Here is an 18,514-nt window from a genome sequence, read left to right as displayed (position 1 = left end):
CGCCGACGTGCGCGGGCCCGGGCTGTGCTTCACCTGTTCCGCCGTGGCTCCCACCGGCCGCCACCCGTGACCGCGCAGCGCGGCGACGGTTAGACAGCGCGACACCCGCTACCCACGGAGGCCCCGATGCGCACCGCCGTCCGAACCGCCCTCGCCGTCGCCCTGCTCGGCGCCGCCGCCCTGGCCGCCGCCACGACCGCGACCGCGGCGGCCGCCAACACCACCGCCTACCCCTCCCCCTCGCGCGGAGGCCATACCTACAGCATCCCCGTCGGGGGCATCAGCGACGTCGGGGACCTCACCAAGGTCGCCAACCTCGGCTCCGACCTGGCCGGCCTGCTCGGCCACTGAACCGGTCCCCGGCACGCCTCACCCCAGGCGGGGCGTGCCGCAGCCGTATGCCCTACTCCGGTGCCAGGACCCGGCGTTCGGCCTCGTCGATGGGCAGGTCGTTGATGCTCGCGAAGCGCTTGCGCATCAGGCCGTCGGCGTCGAACTCCCAGTTCTCGTTGCCGTAGCTGCGCCACCACTGGCCGGCGGCGTCGTGCCACTCGTACTCGAAGCGCACCGCGATGCGGTCACCGGTGAAGGCCCAGAGCTCCTTGCGCAGCCGGTAGTCCAGCTCGCGCTGCCACTTGTCGCGCAGGAACGCGACGATCTCCGCGCGGCCGGTGAGGAACCGGTCACGGTTGCGCCACTCGGAATCCTCGGTGTAGGCGAGCGCGATGCGCTCGGGGTCGCGGCTGTTCCAGGCGTCCTCGGCGGCCTGCACCTTCTGCCGCGCGGTCTGTTCGGTGAAGGGAGGGGCGGGCGGACGGACGGTCATGGCGGACTCCTCACTGTGGCGAGAACGAGCGTTCTCGCGATCGACGGTACGCTAGGAGAACGGTGGTTCTCAAGTAGGCGGCGCACTCGGACGCAGGCGACGCACGGACAGGGGTGGCAGGCAGTGGCGACAGTGGATCCGGACACCGCGCGGACGGCCGCACTCGACGCGGCCGAGTCGCTCTTCTACGCCCGCGGCGTGCAGAGCGTGGGCATGGACGAGATCCGCAGCGCCTCCGGCATCCCGCTCAAACGCCTCTACCAGCTCTTCCCCTCCAAGACCGACCTGGTGGAGGCCTACCTGCGTCGGCGCGACACCAGCTGGCTGCTGTCGCTGTCCCGGTACGCGGACGCCCGGCCCGACCCGCGCGGGCGCGTCCTGGCCGTCTTCGACTGGCTGGAAGGCTGGTTCGCCGAACCGGAGTTCCGCGGCTGCGCGTTCGTCAACGCCTTCGGCGAACTCGGCGCGAGCTCCCCCGGCGTCGTCGAGGCGGTCGCCGACCACAAGGCCGCCTTCCACCGCTATCTGGCCGAACTGGCCCGGCAGACCACACCCGCCCGCGCCGACGCCGCCCGCGCGGACCGGCTCGCGGCCCAGCTCGCCCTGCTCACCGAGGGCGCGATCACCACCGCCGCGATCACCGGGACGTCCGAGCCGGCCCGCCAGGCCCAGGCCGCCGCCCGGGCGCTCCTGTCGATGCCCTGACCACCGTCGGGCCGATGGAGAACACCCGCACGATCGTGCGAGAGAATGAGTGCATGACCGACCAGCAGAGCACCCCCACCACCTCAGCCACCGAGCGTCGCCAGAAGCTGTTGCAGACCATGCGGCAGGGCGGCGGCACCTGGGACTGGCGCCGGGCTCAGCAGACGTACGACCCCATGCCCGAGCAGCGCACCGTCCGCCGCGACCTCCAGCAGCTGTACAAGGCCCGGCTGATCGTCCGCGTCCAGCTCGGGGAGTACGAGGCCTAGGCCGTCCCGGCCCGCTCCCCGACCGCGGCTGCCCCCGTGTCCCGGAGGGCCGCCGCGTCGTTGGACATGGGTGATCCGCCACACCGGCGCCCGCCGGCCGCTGCCCGACCCGCGCGAGAACTGGTCCCTGCGCCTGCCCCGCCCGCAGAGCCCCCCTGCCCCGGCGAGCGCCCGGCGGACCGAGGCCGCACCGGCCCGGACCGGTGCGGCCCTCGCCCTCGACACCCTGCACGTCCCGCTGCACGTCGACAGCTGGGCGGCCCTGGCCACCGCGCTGGACGACGCCGACGTGCCGCTCCAACTCGGCGACGTCGATGTCCTGCGCCAGGCGGCCAAGCTCAGCCCGGAGCTCGTGCGGGCCCTCGCCCGCTGGATCCGCACCGCCAACGCCTCCCCCACGCCTCTTACCGCACCTGATACCACGTGGTAGCTTCCGTGCCATGGCGAAGACCCAAGTGAACCTGCGGATGGACGACTCCGTCGCCGACATGGCCAAGCAGGCCGCCGAGACCCGGCGGATCCCGGTGAACGACTACGTTGCCCAGCTGATCCGGGACGACAACGAGCGGGTCCGGGCCGCCTTCCTGGCCGGCGCTCAGGAGATCCTGGACGGCTACGGCGATCTGATCGACCGTATCGAGAACGCGGCGTGATCCCCGCCCCGCACGTCGACCTCTCCTGGATCCTGGACGTCGTCGAACGGGCCGGCCCGCACGACCCCGCCGCGCTCGACCACGGTGTGGCACTGGCCGCGGTCGAGCGGCACCGGGCCGTCCTGGCCGGCCGCGACGTCTACGCCGACCGGTTCGCGCGGGCCGCCGCCCTGGCCCACACGCTGGGCCGACTGCCCTGGTTGGAGCACGCCAACCTGCGCGTGGCCGTCGCGGTCGCGCACGGCTACCTGCGGGCCGACGGCGTCCCGGTGACGATCGACCAGGACCGGATCACCGCCCTGGCCACCGCGCTCCGGCACCCCCACACCACCGCCGCCGACATCGCCGACCTGCTGCGGAGCTGGCACGACTGACCCCCGGCGGGCCGGGCGGGCCTCCGCGGGCCCGTCCAACAGCACCGCTCCGCAGCAAAGTTGACCAGTTCGCGACGGGACCGGCAGCCGGTTCGGACGGTAGGGTCGGCGCATGCCGCCACCCCCACGCAGGCCCCAGGCGCTGCCGACCCTCCCGTACCGCAAGCCCACCCGCGGGCGCGACTACTGGGTGCTGGACGACGTGCTGGCGGACCCGGACGCCGTACGGTCGCGCTGCCTGGCCAAGGACGACTGGATCGAGGGCTACCCGCACAAGCCCGAGAGCTGGCCGGGCCTGCGCACGATGCCGGGCCTCGAACCGGACGAACTGGCCCGCGTGGAACGGCTGGTCCTCAAGTCCACGGGCGAACGGCGGATCTGGCCCCAGACGGCCCCCGGCGGCGGGACCCTCGGGACCCTCAACCACAACTGCGTCCAGGTGGTCGGCGAGGGCGAGTGCGAACCGCGCCCGCACACCGACTCCCGCGCCCTGTGCCGCTACGCCGCGGTGCTCTACCTCAACCCGCAGGCCCGCAAGGACTGCGGCACCGCCTTCTACCGCCAGAGCGCTCCCGGCGGCGTCCTCGGCGGCAACCTGGTGACGGCCCCGCACCACAACCTGGTGGAGGCGCTGGGCACCCGGTTCGTCGCGCCCGACGCCTTCACCGAGGACGTGAACGTCCCGCCCAAGTACAACCGCCTGCTGCTCTACAAGGCCAACCTGATCCACAGCGCCACCGGCTACTGCGGCACCACCCTGGAGGACAAGCGCATGACGGCGGTCTTCTTCTGGATGGCCTGACGGACGGCCTGACGGACGGCCTGACGGATCCCGCCCGCCCTCGCTAACTCCCCTTGAGGACGGACTCCCCGGCGCTCACCCAGGTGATCACCTCGTCCAGCGCATCCGTCGCCTGCGGGAGGTCCTGCAGTGCGGCGGCGACCCTGGTGGCGTCGTCCTGGTCCAGGCCGCTCAGGCACTCCTGACTGCTCGTCGCCAGCATCGTGACGAAGGTCTGCCAGCTCGGCCTGACCTCGGCGGCCGGGGTGCTGAAGTACGCTTTCGCGTCCTGCCCGAGTCTTCCGAAGTCGGCGCAGATCGACGGGAGCCGGGCCATGATCAGGGCGTCGCCGTCCGCGGAGTGGCTCGCCTCCTCTGAGACGTCGTGCAGCCGGACGATGGTCGCGTTGTAGCGCAGAATCAGGGCCCGGCCGCCCAGGTTGTACCAGGCGTCCGACTGCTCCGACAGTGTCTGGGAGGCGAGGACCGGATTCGCGGAGGGCTTCGCGTCCTGCGCGGCAGCGCCGGTGCCCTGGGGCAACGGGACGATCAGATCGGCGGCGGGAACCCCGATCGCCCCGGCGCACAGCAGCCCGACGGTCAGGCGGCGGACGGCCAGTCCCCGGAGCTCGCTCCTGTCGGGCGCGAAGCCCGCGAAGCGGGTCCGTCGCCGTGGGACCCGCCGCAGCAACCGCCGGACCACCGACGTGACGGCCGCCGTGGCGATGGCCACGACGGTGGCGAGGACGAGCAGGATGCTCAGGAGGTACTGGAAGCCCTGCCAGATCGCGGCCGGCTGCCACTCGCAGGCGGTGGCGAACACGGCGAGAGCCTGGATGCAGCCGTCCGACGCGGACAGCACGAGCATCCCGGCGTAGCCCGCCAGCACGGCGGTGTGGGCCGCGACGAGCGCGGCGAGCAGCTGGTAGCGGTGGACGAGCAGCGTCGCGACGACGGCCGCGACCGCGGCTCCCGCCAGGATGGCGACACTCACCCAGTCCTGGAACAGGATGGCGGCGGTGAGTCCGCGGAGCCGGGCCGGTGGCTGCCACCCGTGCATGAAGGCCTTCACACCCGCGACGACGGCCCAGCACAGGACCCCGCCGAGCAGTCCGGCGAACAGCACGCCACGCAGGGGTGGCAGCGGTTCGCCGTGGGCGGCCGAGTCGTCGACTCCCGGGACGGCGCGGTGCACCCAGCCCCTGGGCCGTGCGCGAACCGCCCATGCCAGCAGCGGTATCACCCAGAGCACGGCGACCGCCGGCAGCGCGAGCGGGACGGCGACGGCGGTTGCCATCAACGACACCGCGATCACGATCGCGGCGAGGGTCCCGGCGTACTGCCCGGTGGGATCCGCCAGATGCGGACCGCCTCCTGGGCCGAGCGGATGGCTCAGCAGTCCCCGCTCATTCGCCAGGATCACCCCGTAGTCCTGCCACCACCAGAACCACGCGCACAGCGCCAGGCACGCCCCCGCCAGGACCAGCGCCATCGGCGGGTGGATCGTCCGCCCGCGCCAGGCGGTGGCCCACAGGCGGGCGCACTGGGCGACCCACCAGGCGAACGTCATGCCCGCGAGCACGACCAGCAGCACGACGACGGGCTCGCCGGGCAGCCACCGGTAGAGCGCGATCCGGTTCGCGAACACCTCACCGACCGTCATCCCGACGCCCAGCCAAAAGCCTGCCCAGGCCCCGGAGAAGCCACCTCCTGTCGTGAGCAGCCGGTGGACCACCCCGCGCCACAGGGCGACACCCACGACCCCGCTGACCAGTGCGGCGGGCACGAGCGCCATCACCAGGTTCCACGCCCACTGATCAACCAGTCCGGGCACGCTCAGGTCCCACAGTTGGCCGTTCACCAGGACGGCGGCGACCCCCGTCAGGAACATCGGCAGCGCGGGCACACCGAACAGCGACGCGGAGTCCGCCAGCGCCTCCCTGCGCAGGTCCCATCGCGGGTGCGTACGCCAGAGCTCGGCGAACGCACGCAGCGCGCGGCTCAGCACCCGCGCGGGCGGTGCGGGTGCGACGGCGCCCCAGATGTGCGGGTCCGCCCCCCATCGGGCGGCGGCCAGGTCGGCGTGGAGCTCCCGGTTGCGCAGCACGTCCGATCGCGCGAGATAGACGACCACCGTCATGAGCAGCGGGAGCACGAGGGCGCGCCAGGCCGGAAGCCCGATCTGGTACGGCTGCGGCTTCTGCAACGCGGTGAGGATGAGGACCGCGAATCCCACCGCGTAGGGCACGAGGACGGCGGCGATGAACGTCCGCCACAGAGCGACCGTGGCGTAGGTGAGGGTGACGTCACCGTTGCGGATGTGGGCCAGCTCGTGCAGCAGGACCGCCTCGAAGTCCCGTGGCGCCGTGGCCCTCCGGGCGAGCAGACCGCCGTGCAGGCACACCGTGGGCCGACGGTTGCTGCCGAACACCACGGCACCGGTCGAGGCGGTACCCGGATCCACCACGACCCGCGGCACCCGCGCCAACCCGGCCACTGCTGCCAGCTGTTCCAGCTGACGCAGAATCAGGCCGTCGTGATCCACCGCCGCCAGGGGGACGACCCGGTTGCGGCGCGTCCTCCAGAGCGGCAGCACGAGGAACAACCCGCACGCCAGGACTACCAGAATGACGGGCACCGCAGGGGAGACCCACGAGGGAAGCAACGCATGATGGGCGAGGCAGGACCGGTAGGCGGCGCTGTGGGTCACGTCGGCAGACGGCGCCTCGCCGGCGACACCGCCGGCCGCCAGCAGGCACTCGTCGCCCTCGTTGAGTCCGGCGCCGGCGAAGGCCAGTGGCAGCATCGCGCTGCTGCTCACGAGTATCAGGACGACGAGCAGGGCGAAACGCGTGGTCGTGCCGGCCACCATGGCCCGTTCGTCCAGCCTGACCCGGGGAAGCTCCGTGGTCATCGCGAACCCCGGCGCTAGCTCGGGGTACCGTCGCCGGCCGGCCCGGACGGACCCTCCGGGTCCGCACCCGGGCCCGGCGCCGCCAGCGCCAGCCTGGCCACCACCGCGTCGGCGATCGCCTCGGCACGCTCCGCCGCCACCCCGCGGTGGGACGCGGTCTCGAGCACCCGCGCGCGCACCTCGGCGAGTTGCCCGGGAGTCAACGGTGGAATGACCGCCGGCGCGGCCGGCCTGCGCAACACCCTGCGAAACACCGCCCGACCGCCCTTGACACCCGCGTCCACCGCGGATTCGGCAAGCTTCTTGGCCGTCTCGTCCAGCGCCAGCCACACCACCGGCGTCACGAGCGTCACGATCTCCCCCAGCCCGAACCCCAGCGGCTCCCGCCGCCCACCCTGCGGGCGCAGCCGCCGCACCGCCGTGGCGTCATCGAACCGAGTCAGGCCGTCCACCAGCACCAGTTCCGTCGGCGCGGTCTCAGCCACCACATCGCGCACCACGTCCCGCACCCTTACCTGCCCCGTCGCGTCACTCCCACGACCGGACGAAGCCGCCCCCGCATTCATCTGCGCCCCCTGCGTGACTCGCCACCCCCTGAATGGACGTGACGTGACGAGTGACAAGCCGCCAACGCCTCAACTCCACGCCGGACCACCGCTGTCACGCTCGTCGCACATGCTCCCCGGACCGCCGGCTCATGTCCAGAGCCGGCGCCGCGGCGGACGATCGAGCAACCGGTCGACGTGCTGACGCTCAAGCCCCTGATACGGGTTGACCGGGAGCAGCAGCCGGTCACGCCGCAGGAGCGAGTTGCGCACCAGCCGGAACGGCATGACATCGTCCAGCCACGCGAACGGCCGCCCGTTCGCGTGACGCAGCAGAGGCGCCCACTTGGCACCGGAGAGCAGCTCCATCAGACGAACCCGCGGATCCCCGGCCTGCGGCCGGTAGCCCGCGAACCGCACCACGGGCAGTGGCGGCAACCCGAGCAGCGGCGCGAGGTGGGTATTGGCGTCCTCCTCCCAAGTAGTGGCCCAGCAAAGCTCGTAGACCTGCTCCAGCTCGCGAAGCCAGTCACCGTGCCGTGGAGAGAGCAGGACACGGAAGTCGAGCACACTGTGGGCGTCGAAGTCCGTGACCGGGTGCGGCTCAACCGGGTTCAGGACACCGTCGACGTCAAGGTAGAGCAAGGGCTTCGACACAGGGCTCCCGTGCGGTGGTGATCGATCTCCTGATCGCCAGGACGCCCGTCGGCGGGAACCGGTTGCCGAACCGTCGGAATCACCGCTACGTCCCGGATGCGGGGCGTCACCGCCGAGGCGATACCGGGCGGCGTCGCCCACCCTGAACCCTCCCATGTCGGACGCATCGAGCCCCCCGCCGAACGAGGCCGAGCCTGAACGCCGGCCAGAGCCCGACGCGAACCAGCGAGACACCCGAACCGCTGCGCTGGAAGCCGAGTTGACCCATGTCCGTAACGAGCATCATGGCGCTTCCGTCCACCTACAGGTCGGTTTCGTCGCGCTGGCAATCGAGTTGGACCCCAGGAGGGACGCCGCGCTCCGCCTCGCCGAACACCACCTACGTGACGCCGCGCACTGTTGAAGGCACCCGCGAGGGCCGACAGGCTGGCGCCCAGGTTGGGCATGAAGAAGCCCTGGCCATCAGTTGACGGCCAGGGTGGGGGCGGGCAGCAACTAGGTTAGGCACTGCCCTGGGTCATCTTCACTGCCGGTCGGCTTCACCGACGACGCAGCAGCGCCCACAACATCGGACCGGTCGCCCCGACGATCGAGGCGGTAGCCACCGGCCAGCCGAGTTGGTGGTGCAGGGATGCCGTGGTCAGCGCGCCATGCGCGTAAACGGCGACGTCCTTCCACGTGACCGGCCGCTCCCCTGGCGAGGAGGAGTCCAAGATGGGCTGTGACATTATGAGGGGGTTCCTCTCTGTGGCTGCTAGACCGCATGACGGAGCAAGCGGGTCACCCCATGCCCGGGGTGGCCCGTTCCGCTGTGTGGAATCCTACGCAGCTTCAGATATCTCTCAAAATCAGCGATTTGACGTCTGCGTAGTCGCAGGTCAGGGCTGGGATGATGTATCCGGCCTACCGCCCCTAGGCGGCCATAAGCACTCCGTAGATGCCAATCTGAACTGACACCGTCGCACCTTTTTGGATCTTCTGTCGTGGTCAATGGTCAGGCGTCACCACAGGTCAGAAGATTTTTAAATCTAGCGCTGCCGCCCATAACCGCACTGGTGCGGTTATGGGTAGTCGATCGGAGTGCGACCGCCTGGAGCGGAGTTAGATCGGAGTTAGTTTCGTGGGCAATTCGTCTTGCGCGCGTAAGACGAATTTTCGGCATCCACGCCTACGTCATCGACCGCAAGGTGTCTGAGAATCCCGGCACCTCTGCCTCGACGCGAGCGTTCGCCGCTTGCTCGGCGGCCTCGCGCTCGTCCACTGTCAGCAGGTCCGGAGCACGCCGACGCGCCACAAGTCGGCCGATCCGACGCTACGAGCACGCGGCGCCAGACGAGTTGCTCCGCGTGGACATCAAGAAGCTCGGCAACGTCCCCGACGACGGCGGCCACCAGGTCCTCGGCCGGGCGGCCGCGCGCAAGAACCGTTCCGGCGCCGGCTACTCCTACCTGCACAACGCCGTCGACGACCACTCCCGCCTGGCTTACAGCGAGATCCTCTAGGACGAGTGCAAGGAGACCGCAGCCGCGTTCTGGGGCCGCGCCCAGGACTTCTTTGCCCAGGCCGGGATCACCGTCCAGCCCGTGCTGACCGACAACGCTCCTGCTACACGTCCCACCCCTGGCGCGACGTCCTGGCCGCCGCCGGGGTCAACCACAAACGCACCCGTGCCCTACCGGCCCCAGACCAACGGCAAAGTCGAACGCTTCAACCGCACCCTGCTCGACGAATGGGCCTACGCACGGCCCGACCGCACCGAGCAGGAACGACGCGACGCCTACTCCGGGAGGCTCCACGCCTACAACCACCACCGCGGACACACCGCACTCAAGGGACAGTCACCCGCCAGCCGCGTCCCCAAACCTCACGGGCCAGTACAGCTAGGCCTGGCGGAACCAGGCCGTCAGGCCCCTGACCACACCGCCAAACTTCCTGTGGATGGCGGCAGTTGCAGGCTTCAGCGCCTCCGAGGCGGCCTGCATCGCCTCCTCGGCCTTCTTGCCGAGGTTCTTCATCTACCCGGCCGCCGCGACGGCCGCAAGGCCAAGCGGCAGGACGGGCAGGGCCGCCAGCACCAGGACGCCGATCAGCCCGGGCGACACCCGAGCCGATGCCCTGGAGGGCTGAGGCCGTCTGCTCGATCGAGAGCGTGAAGAGGCGGCCGAAGTTGCGGGCGACCTCGCAGCCCCCTAACCGACCTCCCGTAGACCAAACCTGACCCTGCCGAGCTCACCTCGGGCGAGGTCGACGTTAGCCCCGAGCCGCCAATAGCGTCCAGTGAACGCCCTGATCTGGGCCTGGGCCGGCGCAGTGTCCGCATCGGTCCGGACCCGGGTTCGTCGCTCGCGGGTGAGCGCAGCGATCCGGTCAGCGGCCTCGCCGGTGTCGGCGACGACGTTGACCCGGACGCTACGGTCGCGGGTCAGCTCCCGCAGACGAGCGGTCACGCCCCCCGGCGTCAAGGTCCAACTTGACCTTGAGTTTGGTGTACTTCTCCAGCATCTCCAGGTGCTGCTTCAGGCGCCGGCGGAAGTCCGAGGTGTCGGGAAGCACTCGGATGTGCACGCGCCCGGCTTCCTCGCCGCCGGGACTCCCCGTTGTCCTTCGTCCTCATCGTCGAGCGATCACTCCCGATCCACTTGGATCGGGATCAACCTACCCATACCGCTACTCTTGGAATTCTCGCAATTACCCTGTGCTACGAAAGGCTAAGTCCAGTTTGCGCTAGGGAATATGAGGGGATATCGGCTCTGAAATACTCTGTAGGAGATCAGAGGTCTGCTATGCAGCTTGTACCTGTCAGATCGTCAGACCTTGCGGCCGTCGGTTATGACCCGATAGCCAGCCTGCTTGAGGTGCAGTTCCTGGACGGCAGGGCCTACCAGTACTCTGGCGTTCCGGCGGTCGTACACCAGCGACTCATGACAGCTCCCAGCAAAGGCAGATATTTCGATCGGTTCGTCAAGAGGGCCAGATACAGCTGGGCCCGGGTCCGGTAAGCGAAGCAGCCGACGCAGCGTCAGCGAGTCTGCCAGCAGTCGCAGACTCGGCGAATAGACACGGGCAGATGACAACGGTCAGCCGGTTCACTCAACGGAGATTCACCGGCGCGGGGATTTGACTCTGCCCTGAGCTTGAAGACCCCGCTTTATGTAAGTCGGACCGGTGCGGGCCGGGTCGGCGCGGTGGAGCGCGCGAAGCAGGACATCAGCGATTGGTGTCGCGTCTGCGGCCCAGACGACCAAGCAACCGAGGAGTCCGGCTCATCTTGCGTGGAGGTGCCTTAGGGGTGTGACTCTGGCCGGGTTCGTGCAATTTCGTGCATGCGGGGTTGTGGTGCTGACTCACAGGGCTGACGGTGGTGCACGTCCCTGCAACAACTCCACAGAGGTTGGAGATCGTCATGGCACTGGATTTCGTGGGCATCGACCCCAACACCGGCGGCGGAGGCTCCCCTACCGTGTGGGTCGAGGACGAGACGGAGGAGATCATCGTGCAAAGCTGGACGGCCGATGACACGCTCTGCGAGAAGATCGCAGGGACCGAGTGGGTTCCCGGCCATACGCTCGGGATTCCCGCTCATGAGTCCGTGATCCGTATCCCGGCCCGCATGGTGCCGATCCTGAAGGAGGCTGTCGAACGTGTCGAACGTGCCCGACTTCACCGCTCTGCTGAGGAGTGCTCAGAGGACAGCGGTTCATCTGGAGATGCGTGACGCCTACGCCGTGGGCGACGAGGCCGAGGAGATCGACCGCTTCGCCCGCACCGGCGAGATCGACCTTGACCCCGAAGCGTCGTGGTGGCCCGAGTGGCTGGGACTCGTCCGTGAGACGGTCGGTCGTGGCGTGGTCATGCGGCGGGCCCGGATCGTGTCCGAGCCGGTGACCGACTACATCCGCTGGGAGCACGCGGTGACCCCGATGAACCTGGCGGCGGGGGAACTGGTTCGGTGGCTGCCGAGGAGTCAGGCATCGGACATCGCGCTGCCGGGGAACGACTTCTGGCTGATCGACGGCAAGCTGGCGCTGTTCCACTTCTTCACGGGGTACGGCGACTGGGCCGAGCCCGGGTTCTCCTTCTCTGAGGACCCCGCGACGGTTCGTCTCGTCTCCTCCGCGTTCGAGGCTGTGTGGGAGCGTGGCACCCCGCACGACAAGTACAGCGTCTGACCCACCCCTCCCCTGCGAGCACCGGACCGCCAGACCTATGCCGACGTCTCCGTCATCAAGCGCGCAAGCGGCGCGTCTTGCTCTTGCCAACCGCCTTGTCGAGCTCCGCAGAGATGCCGGCCTGACGGGTAAACAGCTGGCGCTCCGGTGCGGGTGGAACCCTTCGAAGGTCTCCCGCATCCAGAGTGCGCGAACTCCTCCGTCCGACGCCGACATTCGGGCGTGGTGCACTGCTTGCGCAGCGGCTGACCAGTCGAATGACCTGATCGCCATGTCGCGAGCGGTCGAGTCCATGTACGTGGAGTGGCGTCGGCTGCACCGCGCAGGGATGCGCCAGGTGCAGGAGGACTTCTACGCGCTCCACGAGCGGGCGGAGTTGTGCCGGACGTACGTCTCCAATGTCGTTCCCGGCTTCCTCCAGACCCCCGAGTACGCAACGGCCCTGATGCGCTCCATCACGAAGTTCCAGGGGACCCCTGATGATGTGGCCGCCGCCGTTGCCGCGAGGGCGGCGAGAGGGCGACTCCTGCACGAGGGCAGGCACAGGTTCGCGGTGCTGGTAGAGGAATGGGTGCTCCGCTCCCGGATCGGTGACGCGGAGACCATGGCCGGTCAACTCGGTTACCTGCTGGCGGTGATGCCGTTGGCCTCGCTGTCGCTGGGGGTCATCCCGTCCACAGCACAGCGTGGCATGTGGCCCCTCGAAGCGTTCTATCTGTACGACGATCGGCATGCCGTCGTGGAGACGCTGACAGCTGAGGTCAACGTCACCCAGCCCAGCGAGATCGCCGACTACATCCGGGCGTTCGGCGAACTGCAACGCCTCGCGGTCTACGGTGCCCAGGCACGTGCGCTCATCACGTCGGCCATAGCCGCCCTCGGGTGAATCCGTGCAAGGTCGTGCAACTTGCTCGCGGGTCGGGCTCCCCAATCCCTACCTTCCTGCTGACGGGATCGCACTGGAGGTAGCGAGCCGTGAGACCCACCGTGCGAGGAGAGAGAGGAGACCCCACCCATGGGCAAGCACGGAGACGGCAAGGGCGGTTCGAGCGGGGACAAGGGCCAGAGCCCCAAGGAGTCGGACGGCCAATGGAACAAGCCGGTCCCCCCGGCCCCGAGCAAGTGATCGGCAGCAACTGATGGACAACTACGCACAGTTGCTCGCGCAGCTGACCGAGGCCGGCGACCTGGGCGAGGAGTGGCGAGGCGCGTTCGAGTGCGCCCCGCGCTCTGCCTTCATCCCTGACGAGGTGTGGGCCCCGGATGAGGACAGCCCGAGCGGATTCCGACTGCTCCGCAAGGCTGACGAGCCGGACCAATGGGAGGAGTTGGCCAACTCCAACGGAGTTGTGGTCACACAGCTTGACGACGGCATCCCGGACGGGCCCGGAGTACCCACGTCTTCGGCCTCCCTGCCCGCCCTGGTCGCGGGCATGCTCGGGCACCTGGACGTCGCCGACGGGCACACGGTCATGGACGTGGGCACCGGGACAGGGTGGACCGCAGCCCTCCTCTCCGCCCGGCTCGGCGAGTCGAACGTGACAACGATCGAGGTGGACCCTGCAGTCGGCCACGCGGCCCGCAAGAGCCTGTCAGCAGCGGGCTGCAAGCCCGTGAGCGTTATCGGTGACGGCCTTGCCGGGTGGCTGCCGTCCGCCCCCTTCGACCGCATCCACTCGACGGCCGCTGTCCAGCGGGTGCCGCGCGCGTGGATCGAGCAGACCCGCCCTAGCGGAGTGATCGTGACCCCGTGGGGTACGCCATACGCCAACGCGGGCCTGCTGCGGCTGGAAGTCGGCGAGAAGGGCGGGCCGTCACACGGTCGGTTCATGGAGAGCGTCAGCTTCATGTGGGTCCGTGCTCAGCGCCCGCAGGAGGCGGCCCGTCCCGAGACGGCCCCGGACTCGCGGGGCGCGTCGCGCATGGACCCGGAACTTGCCAACGAAAGCGTGCACGCCGCGTTCGCCGTCGGCCTGCTGGTGCCGGGCGCGCGCTATATGCACACGTGGGACGAGCAGGACCCCGCGCTGACCTACCGGATGCAACTGACCGACGGCCGGGGCTCCTGGGCCTCCGTCCGGTACAAGGAGTGGGACGACGAAGGCGCGGTCCAGCAAGCCGGGCCACGTCGACTGTGGGACGAGATCACGCGGGCCCGTCTGTGGTGGCTGGAGGAGGGCAAGCCCGAGCTGACCCGCTTCGGGGTCACTGTGACCGCTGACGGCGACCAGGCCGTTTGGCTGGACACCCCCGACAACCCGGTCAACTAGCGGGCCCGGACCGCCCCACCCGCGCATCGTCCCCCGTGGCGCCCGGACGGGGCTCCGAGCTGGTCAGGTGCACAATTCGACACAGGGCTCCCGTGCGGTGGTGATCGATCTACTGATCGTCAGGACGGCCGTCGGCCGGGATCGGTTGCCGAACCGTCGGAATCACCACTACGGCCTTCGTGCCAGGCCCTGGCGGCGGCCAGGTCCATCGTCCAGTCGCGTTGCTCGTCCGTGTCCGGGACGGCGAGGCCGCGGGCTCGTTCCAGGCGGGCCCAGGCTGTGTGCGGGGCGACGCCGTTGAGGATGAGGAGGGAGGCGGCGAGGAGGGAGGAGCGTCCGATGCCAGCACGGCAGTGGGTCACGATGCGGGCGCCGCCGGCCAGTTCCGCGGCGAGTTCCCGCAGGGTGGGCAGGACGGTGGGGTGGTCGGGGACGGTGCGGTCGGGGATCGGTATCGCGACGAACCGCAGCCCGGCGGCCACGGCGGCGCGGGGCTCGTCGACCAGTCCGAGTTCCGCCAGCTCGGGCGGGGTGAGCGCGCAGACCAGCGTGTCGACGCCGTAGCCGCGCAGCGCGGTCATCTCGTCGTCCAGCCAGTCGCCTCCACGGGGTTTGGCCATGGTGCTCAGCCTGCCCGGGCCGGGGTGTTCGACGGTGAAGAGGGTGGGTCGCATGTCACCAGCGCTTTCGGTCGGTCGAAGGGAGAGAAAGGGGGAGGGGTTCACGAGCGGGTCAGCCGGAACCGGGCCAGGCGCAGGCCGGGGACCGGCTCGACGACGTCGAGCGGCGCGAACCCGAGCCGCTCGTAGAGCCGCACCGCCGGGAGGTTCCGCGCGCCGGTGCTCACCAGCGCGTCCGTGTCCGGGCGGAGTTCGGTCAGCAGGTGGCTGAGCAGCCGGGAGGCCAGGCCGGCGCGGAACCAGCGCGGATCGACGCAGACCCGGTCGATGTCGATGACGCCCCCGCCCGCGGGCTCCGCCCACCCGACGAACGCCGCGAGCTCGCCGTCCCGCGTCACCGCTCCGAGCCAGCACAGTGGTTGGGCGCGCAGCTCCGCCAGGCTCTCGTGCAGCGGGGGGATGCCGTCGAAGTCGATCAGCGCGGCCTCGACAGCATAGCCGCGGCGGGCGACCCGGTGCACGGCGCGGGCGGTGGCCTCGTCCGTCAGGTCGAGCCGGCGCAGCACCGGGGCCGGGGCTGCTGCCGGGGCGGCGGGCGGTCCAGCGGGTGAGGGGACGGAGGCAGACATCCCCCGATCGTAGGCCCGGACGTGCCGGACGCGGAGCGTCACCCAGGCCACCACCCACGGTCACCCCTCGCCGTCGCGCGCCGGCGGGGCTCCTGCCGGATAGTGGAGACGGGGGTCCGGCAGGCCCGCCCACCGAGGTTCGGAGGCCCCCGTGCAGCGCTACCCCCTCATCGCCGACCACGGCCTGGTGGGCGATCTGCAGACCACCGCCGTGGTGTCGTCCGAAGGCGTCGTCGACTGGTTCTCGGCGCCCAGGTTCGACTCGCCGAGCATCTTCGGCGCCCTCCTGGACCACGATCGCGGCGGGTACTTCCGGCTCTCGCCGGACCATCCGGACGGCTGCTGCAAGCAGCTGTACTACCCGGGCACCGCCGTCCTGGTCACCCGGTTCATGTCGCCGGACGGGGTCGGCGAGGTGCTCGACTGGATGCCGCCGCACCGCATCCGGGTGGCCAGCGACCGGCACACGCTGATCCGGGTGGTGCGGTGCATGCGCGGCCAGGTCACCTTCACGCTGGAGTGCCGCCCGCGCTTCGACTACGGACGCGCCGACCACGAACTCGACCTGGACGACACCGGTGCGCGGTTCCGTTCCCTCGGTCTGGACGCCCATCTGCAGGCCACCTTCCCGCTGGAGCGCGACGGCGAGGACGTGCAGGGCACGATCACGCTCGGCGCCGGCGAGACGGCCGGCGCCGTGCTCACCCTCTGCGCCCCGGACGGCCCCTCCCCCGAGCCGCCCACCAACGCCTCGCTGACCGAACAGCTGTGGGACACCATCGACTTCTGGCAGGCCTGGCTCCGCACCTCGCGCTACCGCGGCCGCTGGCCGGACATGGTGAACCGCTCGGCCATCACCCTCAAGCTGCTCACCTACCTGCCCACCGGCGCGCCGATCGCCGCGGCGACCATGGGATTGCCCGAGCAGATCGGCGGCGAGCGCAACTGGGACTACCGCTACACCTGGATCCGGGACGGTTCGCTCTCCGTGCGCGCGCTGCTGGACCTGGGGTTCTCCCAGGAGGCGACGGCGTTCACCGACTGGCTCACCGACCGCCTCACCGAGCAACGCGGCACGGCGGCCGAGCCGTTGCAGATCATGTACCGGGTGGACGGCGACCCGCACCTGACCGAGGAGGTCCTGGAGCACTGGGAGGGCTACCGCGCCTCGTACCCGGTCCGGCTCGGCAACGGCGCGGCGGACCAACTCCAGCTCGACATCTACGGCGAGGCCCTCTACGCCCTCGCGCAGGAGCGCGGCAGCGAGACCCAGCCGACCCACCGGGCCTGGCGCGCCATCGCGCGGATGCTCGACTGGCTCGCCACCTCCTGGGACCGCCCCGACGAGGGCATCTGGGAGACCCGCGGCGGTCAACAGCACTTCACCTACAGCCGGGTGATGACCTGGACCGCCTTCGACCGCGGCCTGAAACTGGCGCGGGACTCCAGTCGCCCCGCCGACCTGCCGGGCTGGACGGCCGCCCGCGACGCCGTCCTGGAGCAGGTCATGGAACACGGCTGGAACCCGTCCCAGCAGGCGCTCGTCCAGCACTACGGCAGCGAGGTGCTGGACGCCTCCCTGCTACTGATCCCCCGGGTGGGGTTCCTGTCGGCCACCGATCCGGACTGGCTGAGCACGCTGGACGCGATGAACCGCAGGCTCGTCTCCGACAGCCTGGTCTACCGCTACGACCCGGCGGCCTCACCCGACGGACTGCGCGGCTCGGAGGGCACGTTCAGCCTCTGCACGTTCCTCCACGTGGACGCCCTGACCCGGGCCGGGCGGCTGGAGGAGGCCCGCTTCGCCTTCGAGAAGATGCTCACCTACGCCAACCACGTCGGCCTGTTCGCCGAGGAGATCGGGCCCACCGGTGAGCAACTGGGCAACTTCCCCCAGGCGTTCACGCATCTGTCACTGATCATGGCGGCCAGCACGCTGGACGAGGCGCTGGACCTCAAGGGCGTCTGAGCACCCCGATGAGCCAGCTCACCCCGGCCGCCTTCCGCGAGCTGCACGCCCGGCTGCGCGCCGCGAACGCCTGGGCGGACCCCGAACGCGGCGCGCTCACGGCGCTGACCCCCGCCCGGACGGCGGCCGCCGCCGCGCTGGTGCGCGACGGCCTCGCGGTCGCGTTGGGCGCCCGGGTGGAAACCACCGCCGCACCGGACAACCCCGAACCGGCCGAGCACCGGATGACCGCCCTGCCCACGCCGCCCGCCCTGCCCACGCCGCCCGCCCTGCCCACGCCGCCGACGCCGCCCGCCCTTCCCACCCGCGAGCGCCAAGACGCCCCACCGGGCCTGGCGTTCGCCCGCGACCGCTTCGCCATGAACGTGCACGGCGACGTGGACAGCCACCTCGACGCGCTCTGCCACGTCAGCTACGACGGCACCCTGTACGGCAACGTGCCCGCCGCCACGGTCACCGCCGCCGGCGCGAGCGCGCTCTCGCTCGACGTCCTCGACGCGCTCGGCGGCGCGCTGGCCGGACGCGGCGTGCTGCTCGACATCCCCCGGCTGCGCGCGGCGGCCTGGTTGGAGCCCGGCGAGGCGGTCGGCGCCGAGGACCTGCGGGCCGCCGAGGCCGCCCAGCGGGCACCCGTCACCGCGGGGGACCTGCTGCTGGTGCGCACCGGCCACCGCAGGCGCCGCGCGGAGCTCGGCCCCTGGGACGTGAGCGCCGCCCGGGCCGGACTGCATCCGTCCGCACTGGAGTTCCTGGCCGAGCGGCGGGTCGCCGTCCTCGGGTGCGACGGCAACAGCGACACCGCGCCCAGCCCGGTGGCGGGCGAGGCGTACCCGGTGCACGTCCTGGCCGTCCAGGCGATGGGCCTGCACCTGCTGGACTACCTGGACCTGGACGAGCTGGCCCGCACCTGCGCGCGGCTGGGCCGCTGGACGTTCCTGTGCGTGGTCGCGCCGCTGCGGCTGCCGGGCGCGACCGGCTCCCCGGTCAGCCCGACCGCCCTGCTCTGAACACCCCGCCGCCCGCCACCGATCGGGTGAACTCGCGGGGCGCCCGCCGGCACCGGGCCGTTTTCGCGCCGGTGCTCGATACCTTGCCGATCAGCGGAGCCGGCGCACCTGCCGCCCACCACAGCA

The 18,514-nt window shown here is 70.7% G+C and carries 23 protein-coding genes and 1 pseudogene; 15 read left to right on the top strand and 9 right to left on the bottom strand.

The window, feature by feature from the left end:
- Positions 1-126: 126 nt before the first annotated feature.
- Positions 127-351: a hypothetical protein gene (locus tag BS80_RS28140; RefSeq protein ID WP_035803380.1), complete on the top strand. Its 225-nt coding sequence runs from the start codon at positions 127-129 to the stop codon at positions 349-351.
- A gap of 52 nt (positions 352-403) precedes the next feature.
- Here BS80_RS28140 and BS80_RS28135 read toward each other — a convergent pair whose 3' ends face one another.
- Positions 404-826, bottom strand: coding sequence for a nuclear transport factor 2 family protein (locus BS80_RS28135; protein WP_035803378.1), 423 nt, complete (start codon positions 824-826; stop codon positions 404-406).
- A gap of 132 nt (positions 827-958) precedes the next feature.
- Here BS80_RS28135 and BS80_RS28130 point away from each other — a divergent pair, with 132 nt between their 5' ends.
- From BS80_RS28130 to BS80_RS28105, 6 genes are all read left to right on the top strand, one after another.
- Positions 959-1,531, top strand: a complete 573-nt coding sequence (locus BS80_RS28130; RefSeq protein ID WP_035803376.1) for a TetR/AcrR family transcriptional regulator — start codon at positions 959-961, stop codon at positions 1,529-1,531.
- Between the two features lie 53 nt (positions 1,532-1,584).
- Positions 1,585-1,800, top strand: a complete 216-nt coding sequence (locus tag BS80_RS28125; protein ID WP_035803374.1) for a hypothetical protein — start codon at positions 1,585-1,587, stop codon at positions 1,798-1,800.
- A 70-nt stretch (positions 1,801-1,870) separates the two neighbouring features.
- Positions 1,871-2,230 (top strand): hypothetical protein, encoded by a 360-nt coding sequence (locus tag BS80_RS28120; RefSeq protein WP_035803372.1) that lies wholly within the window; start codon positions 1,871-1,873, stop codon positions 2,228-2,230.
- Between the two features lie 10 nt (positions 2,231-2,240).
- Entirely contained in the window at positions 2,241-2,453 is a 213-nt protein-coding gene (locus BS80_RS28115) for a hypothetical protein (protein WP_035803370.1), read from the top strand.
- Positions 2,450-2,827 (top strand): fic family toxin-antitoxin system, toxin component, encoded by a 378-nt coding sequence (locus BS80_RS28110; RefSeq protein WP_232246674.1) that lies wholly within the window; start codon positions 2,450-2,452, stop codon positions 2,825-2,827. The genes BS80_RS28115 and BS80_RS28110 overlap by 4 nt, the downstream gene beginning before the upstream one ends.
- Positions 2,828-2,939: 112 nt before the next feature.
- Entirely contained in the window at positions 2,940-3,629 is a 690-nt protein-coding gene (locus tag BS80_RS28105) for a DUF6445 family protein (protein ID WP_035803367.1), read from the top strand.
- 43 nt (positions 3,630-3,672) lie between these two features.
- On the opposite strand, the gene BS80_RS28100 is transcribed toward BS80_RS28105, so the two are convergent.
- The 4 genes from BS80_RS28100 to BS80_RS28085 form a co-directional block, all read right to left on the bottom strand.
- A complete protein-coding gene (locus BS80_RS28100; protein ID WP_035803364.1) occupies positions 3,673-6,522 on the bottom strand; it encodes a M48 family metalloprotease in 2,850 nt (949 codons plus the stop codon).
- Positions 6,523-6,536: 14 nt separating this feature from the next.
- The gene (locus BS80_RS28095; protein ID WP_232246673.1) at positions 6,537-7,022 is read right to left on the bottom strand and encodes a hypothetical protein; all 486 of its coding nucleotides are present in this window, start codon (positions 7,020-7,022) and stop codon (positions 6,537-6,539) included.
- 195 nt (positions 7,023-7,217) lie between these two features.
- Positions 7,218-7,724, bottom strand: a complete 507-nt coding sequence (locus BS80_RS28090) for an HAD domain-containing protein (protein WP_035803360.1) — start codon at positions 7,722-7,724, stop codon at positions 7,218-7,220.
- Between the two features lie 539 nt (positions 7,725-8,263).
- Positions 8,264-8,452: a hypothetical protein gene (locus BS80_RS28085; RefSeq protein ID WP_035803359.1), complete on the bottom strand. Its 189-nt coding sequence runs from the start codon at positions 8,450-8,452 to the stop codon at positions 8,264-8,266.
- 558 nt (positions 8,453-9,010) lie between these two features.
- On the opposite strand from BS80_RS28085, the pseudogene BS80_RS28080 reads away from it, so the two are divergent.
- Positions 9,011-9,595: pseudogene (locus BS80_RS28080) on the top strand (DDE-type integrase/transposase/recombinase); the annotation flags it as partial.
- Between the two features lie 9 nt (positions 9,596-9,604).
- On the opposite strand, the gene BS80_RS43645 reads toward BS80_RS28080, so the two are convergent.
- Together BS80_RS43645 and BS80_RS41165 are read right to left on the bottom strand one after the other, a co-directional pair.
- Positions 9,605-9,739 (bottom strand): hypothetical protein, encoded by a 135-nt coding sequence (locus BS80_RS43645; protein ID WP_269676131.1) that lies wholly within the window; start codon positions 9,737-9,739, stop codon positions 9,605-9,607.
- Between the two features lie 394 nt (positions 9,740-10,133).
- Positions 10,134-10,289, bottom strand: a complete 156-nt coding sequence (locus tag BS80_RS41165) for a hypothetical protein (RefSeq protein WP_157536643.1) — start codon at positions 10,287-10,289, stop codon at positions 10,134-10,136.
- A gap of 218 nt (positions 10,290-10,507) precedes the next feature.
- Here BS80_RS41165 and BS80_RS28075 point away from each other — a divergent pair, with 218 nt between their 5' ends.
- The 5 genes from BS80_RS28075 (at position 10,508) to BS80_RS28055 (ending at position 14,163) form a co-directional block, all read left to right on the top strand.
- A complete protein-coding gene (locus BS80_RS28075; protein WP_035803357.1) occupies positions 10,508-10,723 on the top strand; it encodes a KTSC domain-containing protein in 216 nt (71 codons plus the stop codon).
- Between the two features lie 404 nt (positions 10,724-11,127).
- Complete coding sequence (locus tag BS80_RS28070) at positions 11,128-11,439, top strand: hypothetical protein (RefSeq protein ID WP_035803355.1); 312 nt, start codon at positions 11,128-11,130, stop codon at positions 11,437-11,439.
- A complete protein-coding gene (locus BS80_RS28065; protein WP_408607438.1) occupies positions 11,432-11,893 on the top strand; it encodes a DUF6879 family protein in 462 nt (153 codons plus the stop codon). The genes BS80_RS28070 and BS80_RS28065 overlap by 8 nt, the downstream gene beginning before the upstream one ends.
- Positions 11,894-11,930: 37 nt before the next feature.
- Positions 11,931-12,779 (top strand): helix-turn-helix domain-containing protein, encoded by an 849-nt coding sequence (locus BS80_RS28060; RefSeq protein ID WP_035803351.1) that lies wholly within the window; start codon positions 11,931-11,933, stop codon positions 12,777-12,779.
- Between the two features lie 271 nt (positions 12,780-13,050).
- Positions 13,051-14,163 (top strand): methyltransferase domain-containing protein, encoded by a 1,113-nt coding sequence (locus BS80_RS28055; protein ID WP_051967410.1) that lies wholly within the window; start codon positions 13,051-13,053, stop codon positions 14,161-14,163.
- A gap of 119 nt (positions 14,164-14,282) precedes the next feature.
- Here the strand turns inward: BS80_RS28055 and BS80_RS28050 are convergent, their stop codons facing one another.
- Both BS80_RS28050 and BS80_RS28045 read right to left on the bottom strand, forming a co-directional pair.
- Positions 14,283-14,837 carry a protein-tyrosine phosphatase family protein gene (locus tag BS80_RS28050; protein WP_157536641.1) on the bottom strand — a complete coding sequence of 185 codons (555 nt, stop codon included), beginning with the start codon at positions 14,835-14,837 and terminating at the stop codon, positions 14,283-14,285.
- Positions 14,838-14,884: 47 nt separating this feature from the next.
- Positions 14,885-15,412: a GNAT family N-acetyltransferase gene (locus BS80_RS28045; protein WP_051967409.1), complete on the bottom strand. Its 528-nt coding sequence runs from the start codon at positions 15,410-15,412 to the stop codon at positions 14,885-14,887.
- 151 nt (positions 15,413-15,563) lie between these two features.
- Here BS80_RS28045 and BS80_RS28040 point away from each other — a divergent pair, with 151 nt between their 5' ends.
- A complete protein-coding gene (locus BS80_RS28040; protein WP_035803345.1) occupies positions 15,564-17,381 on the top strand; it encodes a glycoside hydrolase family 15 protein in 1,818 nt (605 codons plus the stop codon).
- A gap of 8 nt (positions 17,382-17,389) precedes the next feature.
- Positions 17,390-18,388 carry a cyclase family protein gene (locus tag BS80_RS28035; RefSeq protein WP_035803343.1) on the top strand — a complete coding sequence of 333 codons (999 nt, stop codon included), beginning with the start codon at positions 17,390-17,392 and terminating at the stop codon, positions 18,386-18,388.
- Positions 18,389-18,514: the final 126 nt, after the last annotated feature.

The sequence above is a fragment of the Kitasatospora mediocidica KCTC 9733 genome (assembly GCF_000744225.1).
Lineage (GTDB): Bacteria > Actinomycetota > Actinomycetes > Streptomycetales > Streptomycetaceae > Kitasatospora > Kitasatospora mediocidica.
The sequence above is the reverse complement of the archived record's forward strand: the minus strand, read 5'-3'. Positions and strand labels throughout refer to the sequence as shown.

Coding starts and splice junctions, on each gene's coding strand:
- BS80_RS28140 (WP_035803380.1), top strand. CDS start 127: ATGCGCACCGCCGTCCGAACCGCCCTCGCCGTCGCCCTGCTCGGCGCC.
- BS80_RS28135 (WP_035803378.1), bottom strand. CDS start 826: ATGACCGTCCGTCCGCCCGCCCCTCCCTTCACCGAACAGACCGCGCGG.
- BS80_RS28125 (WP_035803374.1), top strand. CDS start 1,585: ATGACCGACCAGCAGAGCACCCCCACCACCTCAGCCACCGAGCGTCGC.
- BS80_RS28115 (WP_035803370.1), top strand. CDS start 2,241: ATGGCGAAGACCCAAGTGAACCTGCGGATGGACGACTCCGTCGCCGAC.
- BS80_RS28105 (WP_035803367.1), top strand. CDS start 2,940: ATGCCGCCACCCCCACGCAGGCCCCAGGCGCTGCCGACCCTCCCGTAC.
- BS80_RS28100 (WP_035803364.1), bottom strand. CDS start 6,522: ATGACCACGGAGCTTCCCCGGGTCAGGCTGGACGAACGGGCCATGGTG.
- BS80_RS28085 (WP_035803359.1), bottom strand. CDS start 8,452: ATGTCACAGCCCATCTTGGACTCCTCCTCGCCAGGGGAGCGGCCGGTC.
- BS80_RS43645 (WP_269676131.1), bottom strand. CDS start 9,739: ATGAAGAACCTCGGCAAGAAGGCCGAGGAGGCGATGCAGGCCGCCTCG.
- BS80_RS28075 (WP_035803357.1), top strand. CDS start 10,508: ATGCAGCTTGTACCTGTCAGATCGTCAGACCTTGCGGCCGTCGGTTAT.
- BS80_RS28070 (WP_035803355.1), top strand. CDS start 11,128: ATGGCACTGGATTTCGTGGGCATCGACCCCAACACCGGCGGCGGAGGC.
- BS80_RS28065 (WP_408607438.1), top strand. CDS start 11,432: ATGCGTGACGCCTACGCCGTGGGCGACGAGGCCGAGGAGATCGACCGC.
- BS80_RS28060 (WP_035803351.1), top strand. CDS start 11,931: ATGCCGACGTCTCCGTCATCAAGCGCGCAAGCGGCGCGTCTTGCTCTT.
- BS80_RS28050 (WP_157536641.1), bottom strand. CDS start 14,837: ATGCGACCCACCCTCTTCACCGTCGAACACCCCGGCCCGGGCAGGCTG.
- BS80_RS28045 (WP_051967409.1), bottom strand. CDS start 15,412: ATGTCTGCCTCCGTCCCCTCACCCGCTGGACCGCCCGCCGCCCCGGCA.
- BS80_RS28035 (WP_035803343.1), top strand. CDS start 17,390: ATGAGCCAGCTCACCCCGGCCGCCTTCCGCGAGCTGCACGCCCGGCTG.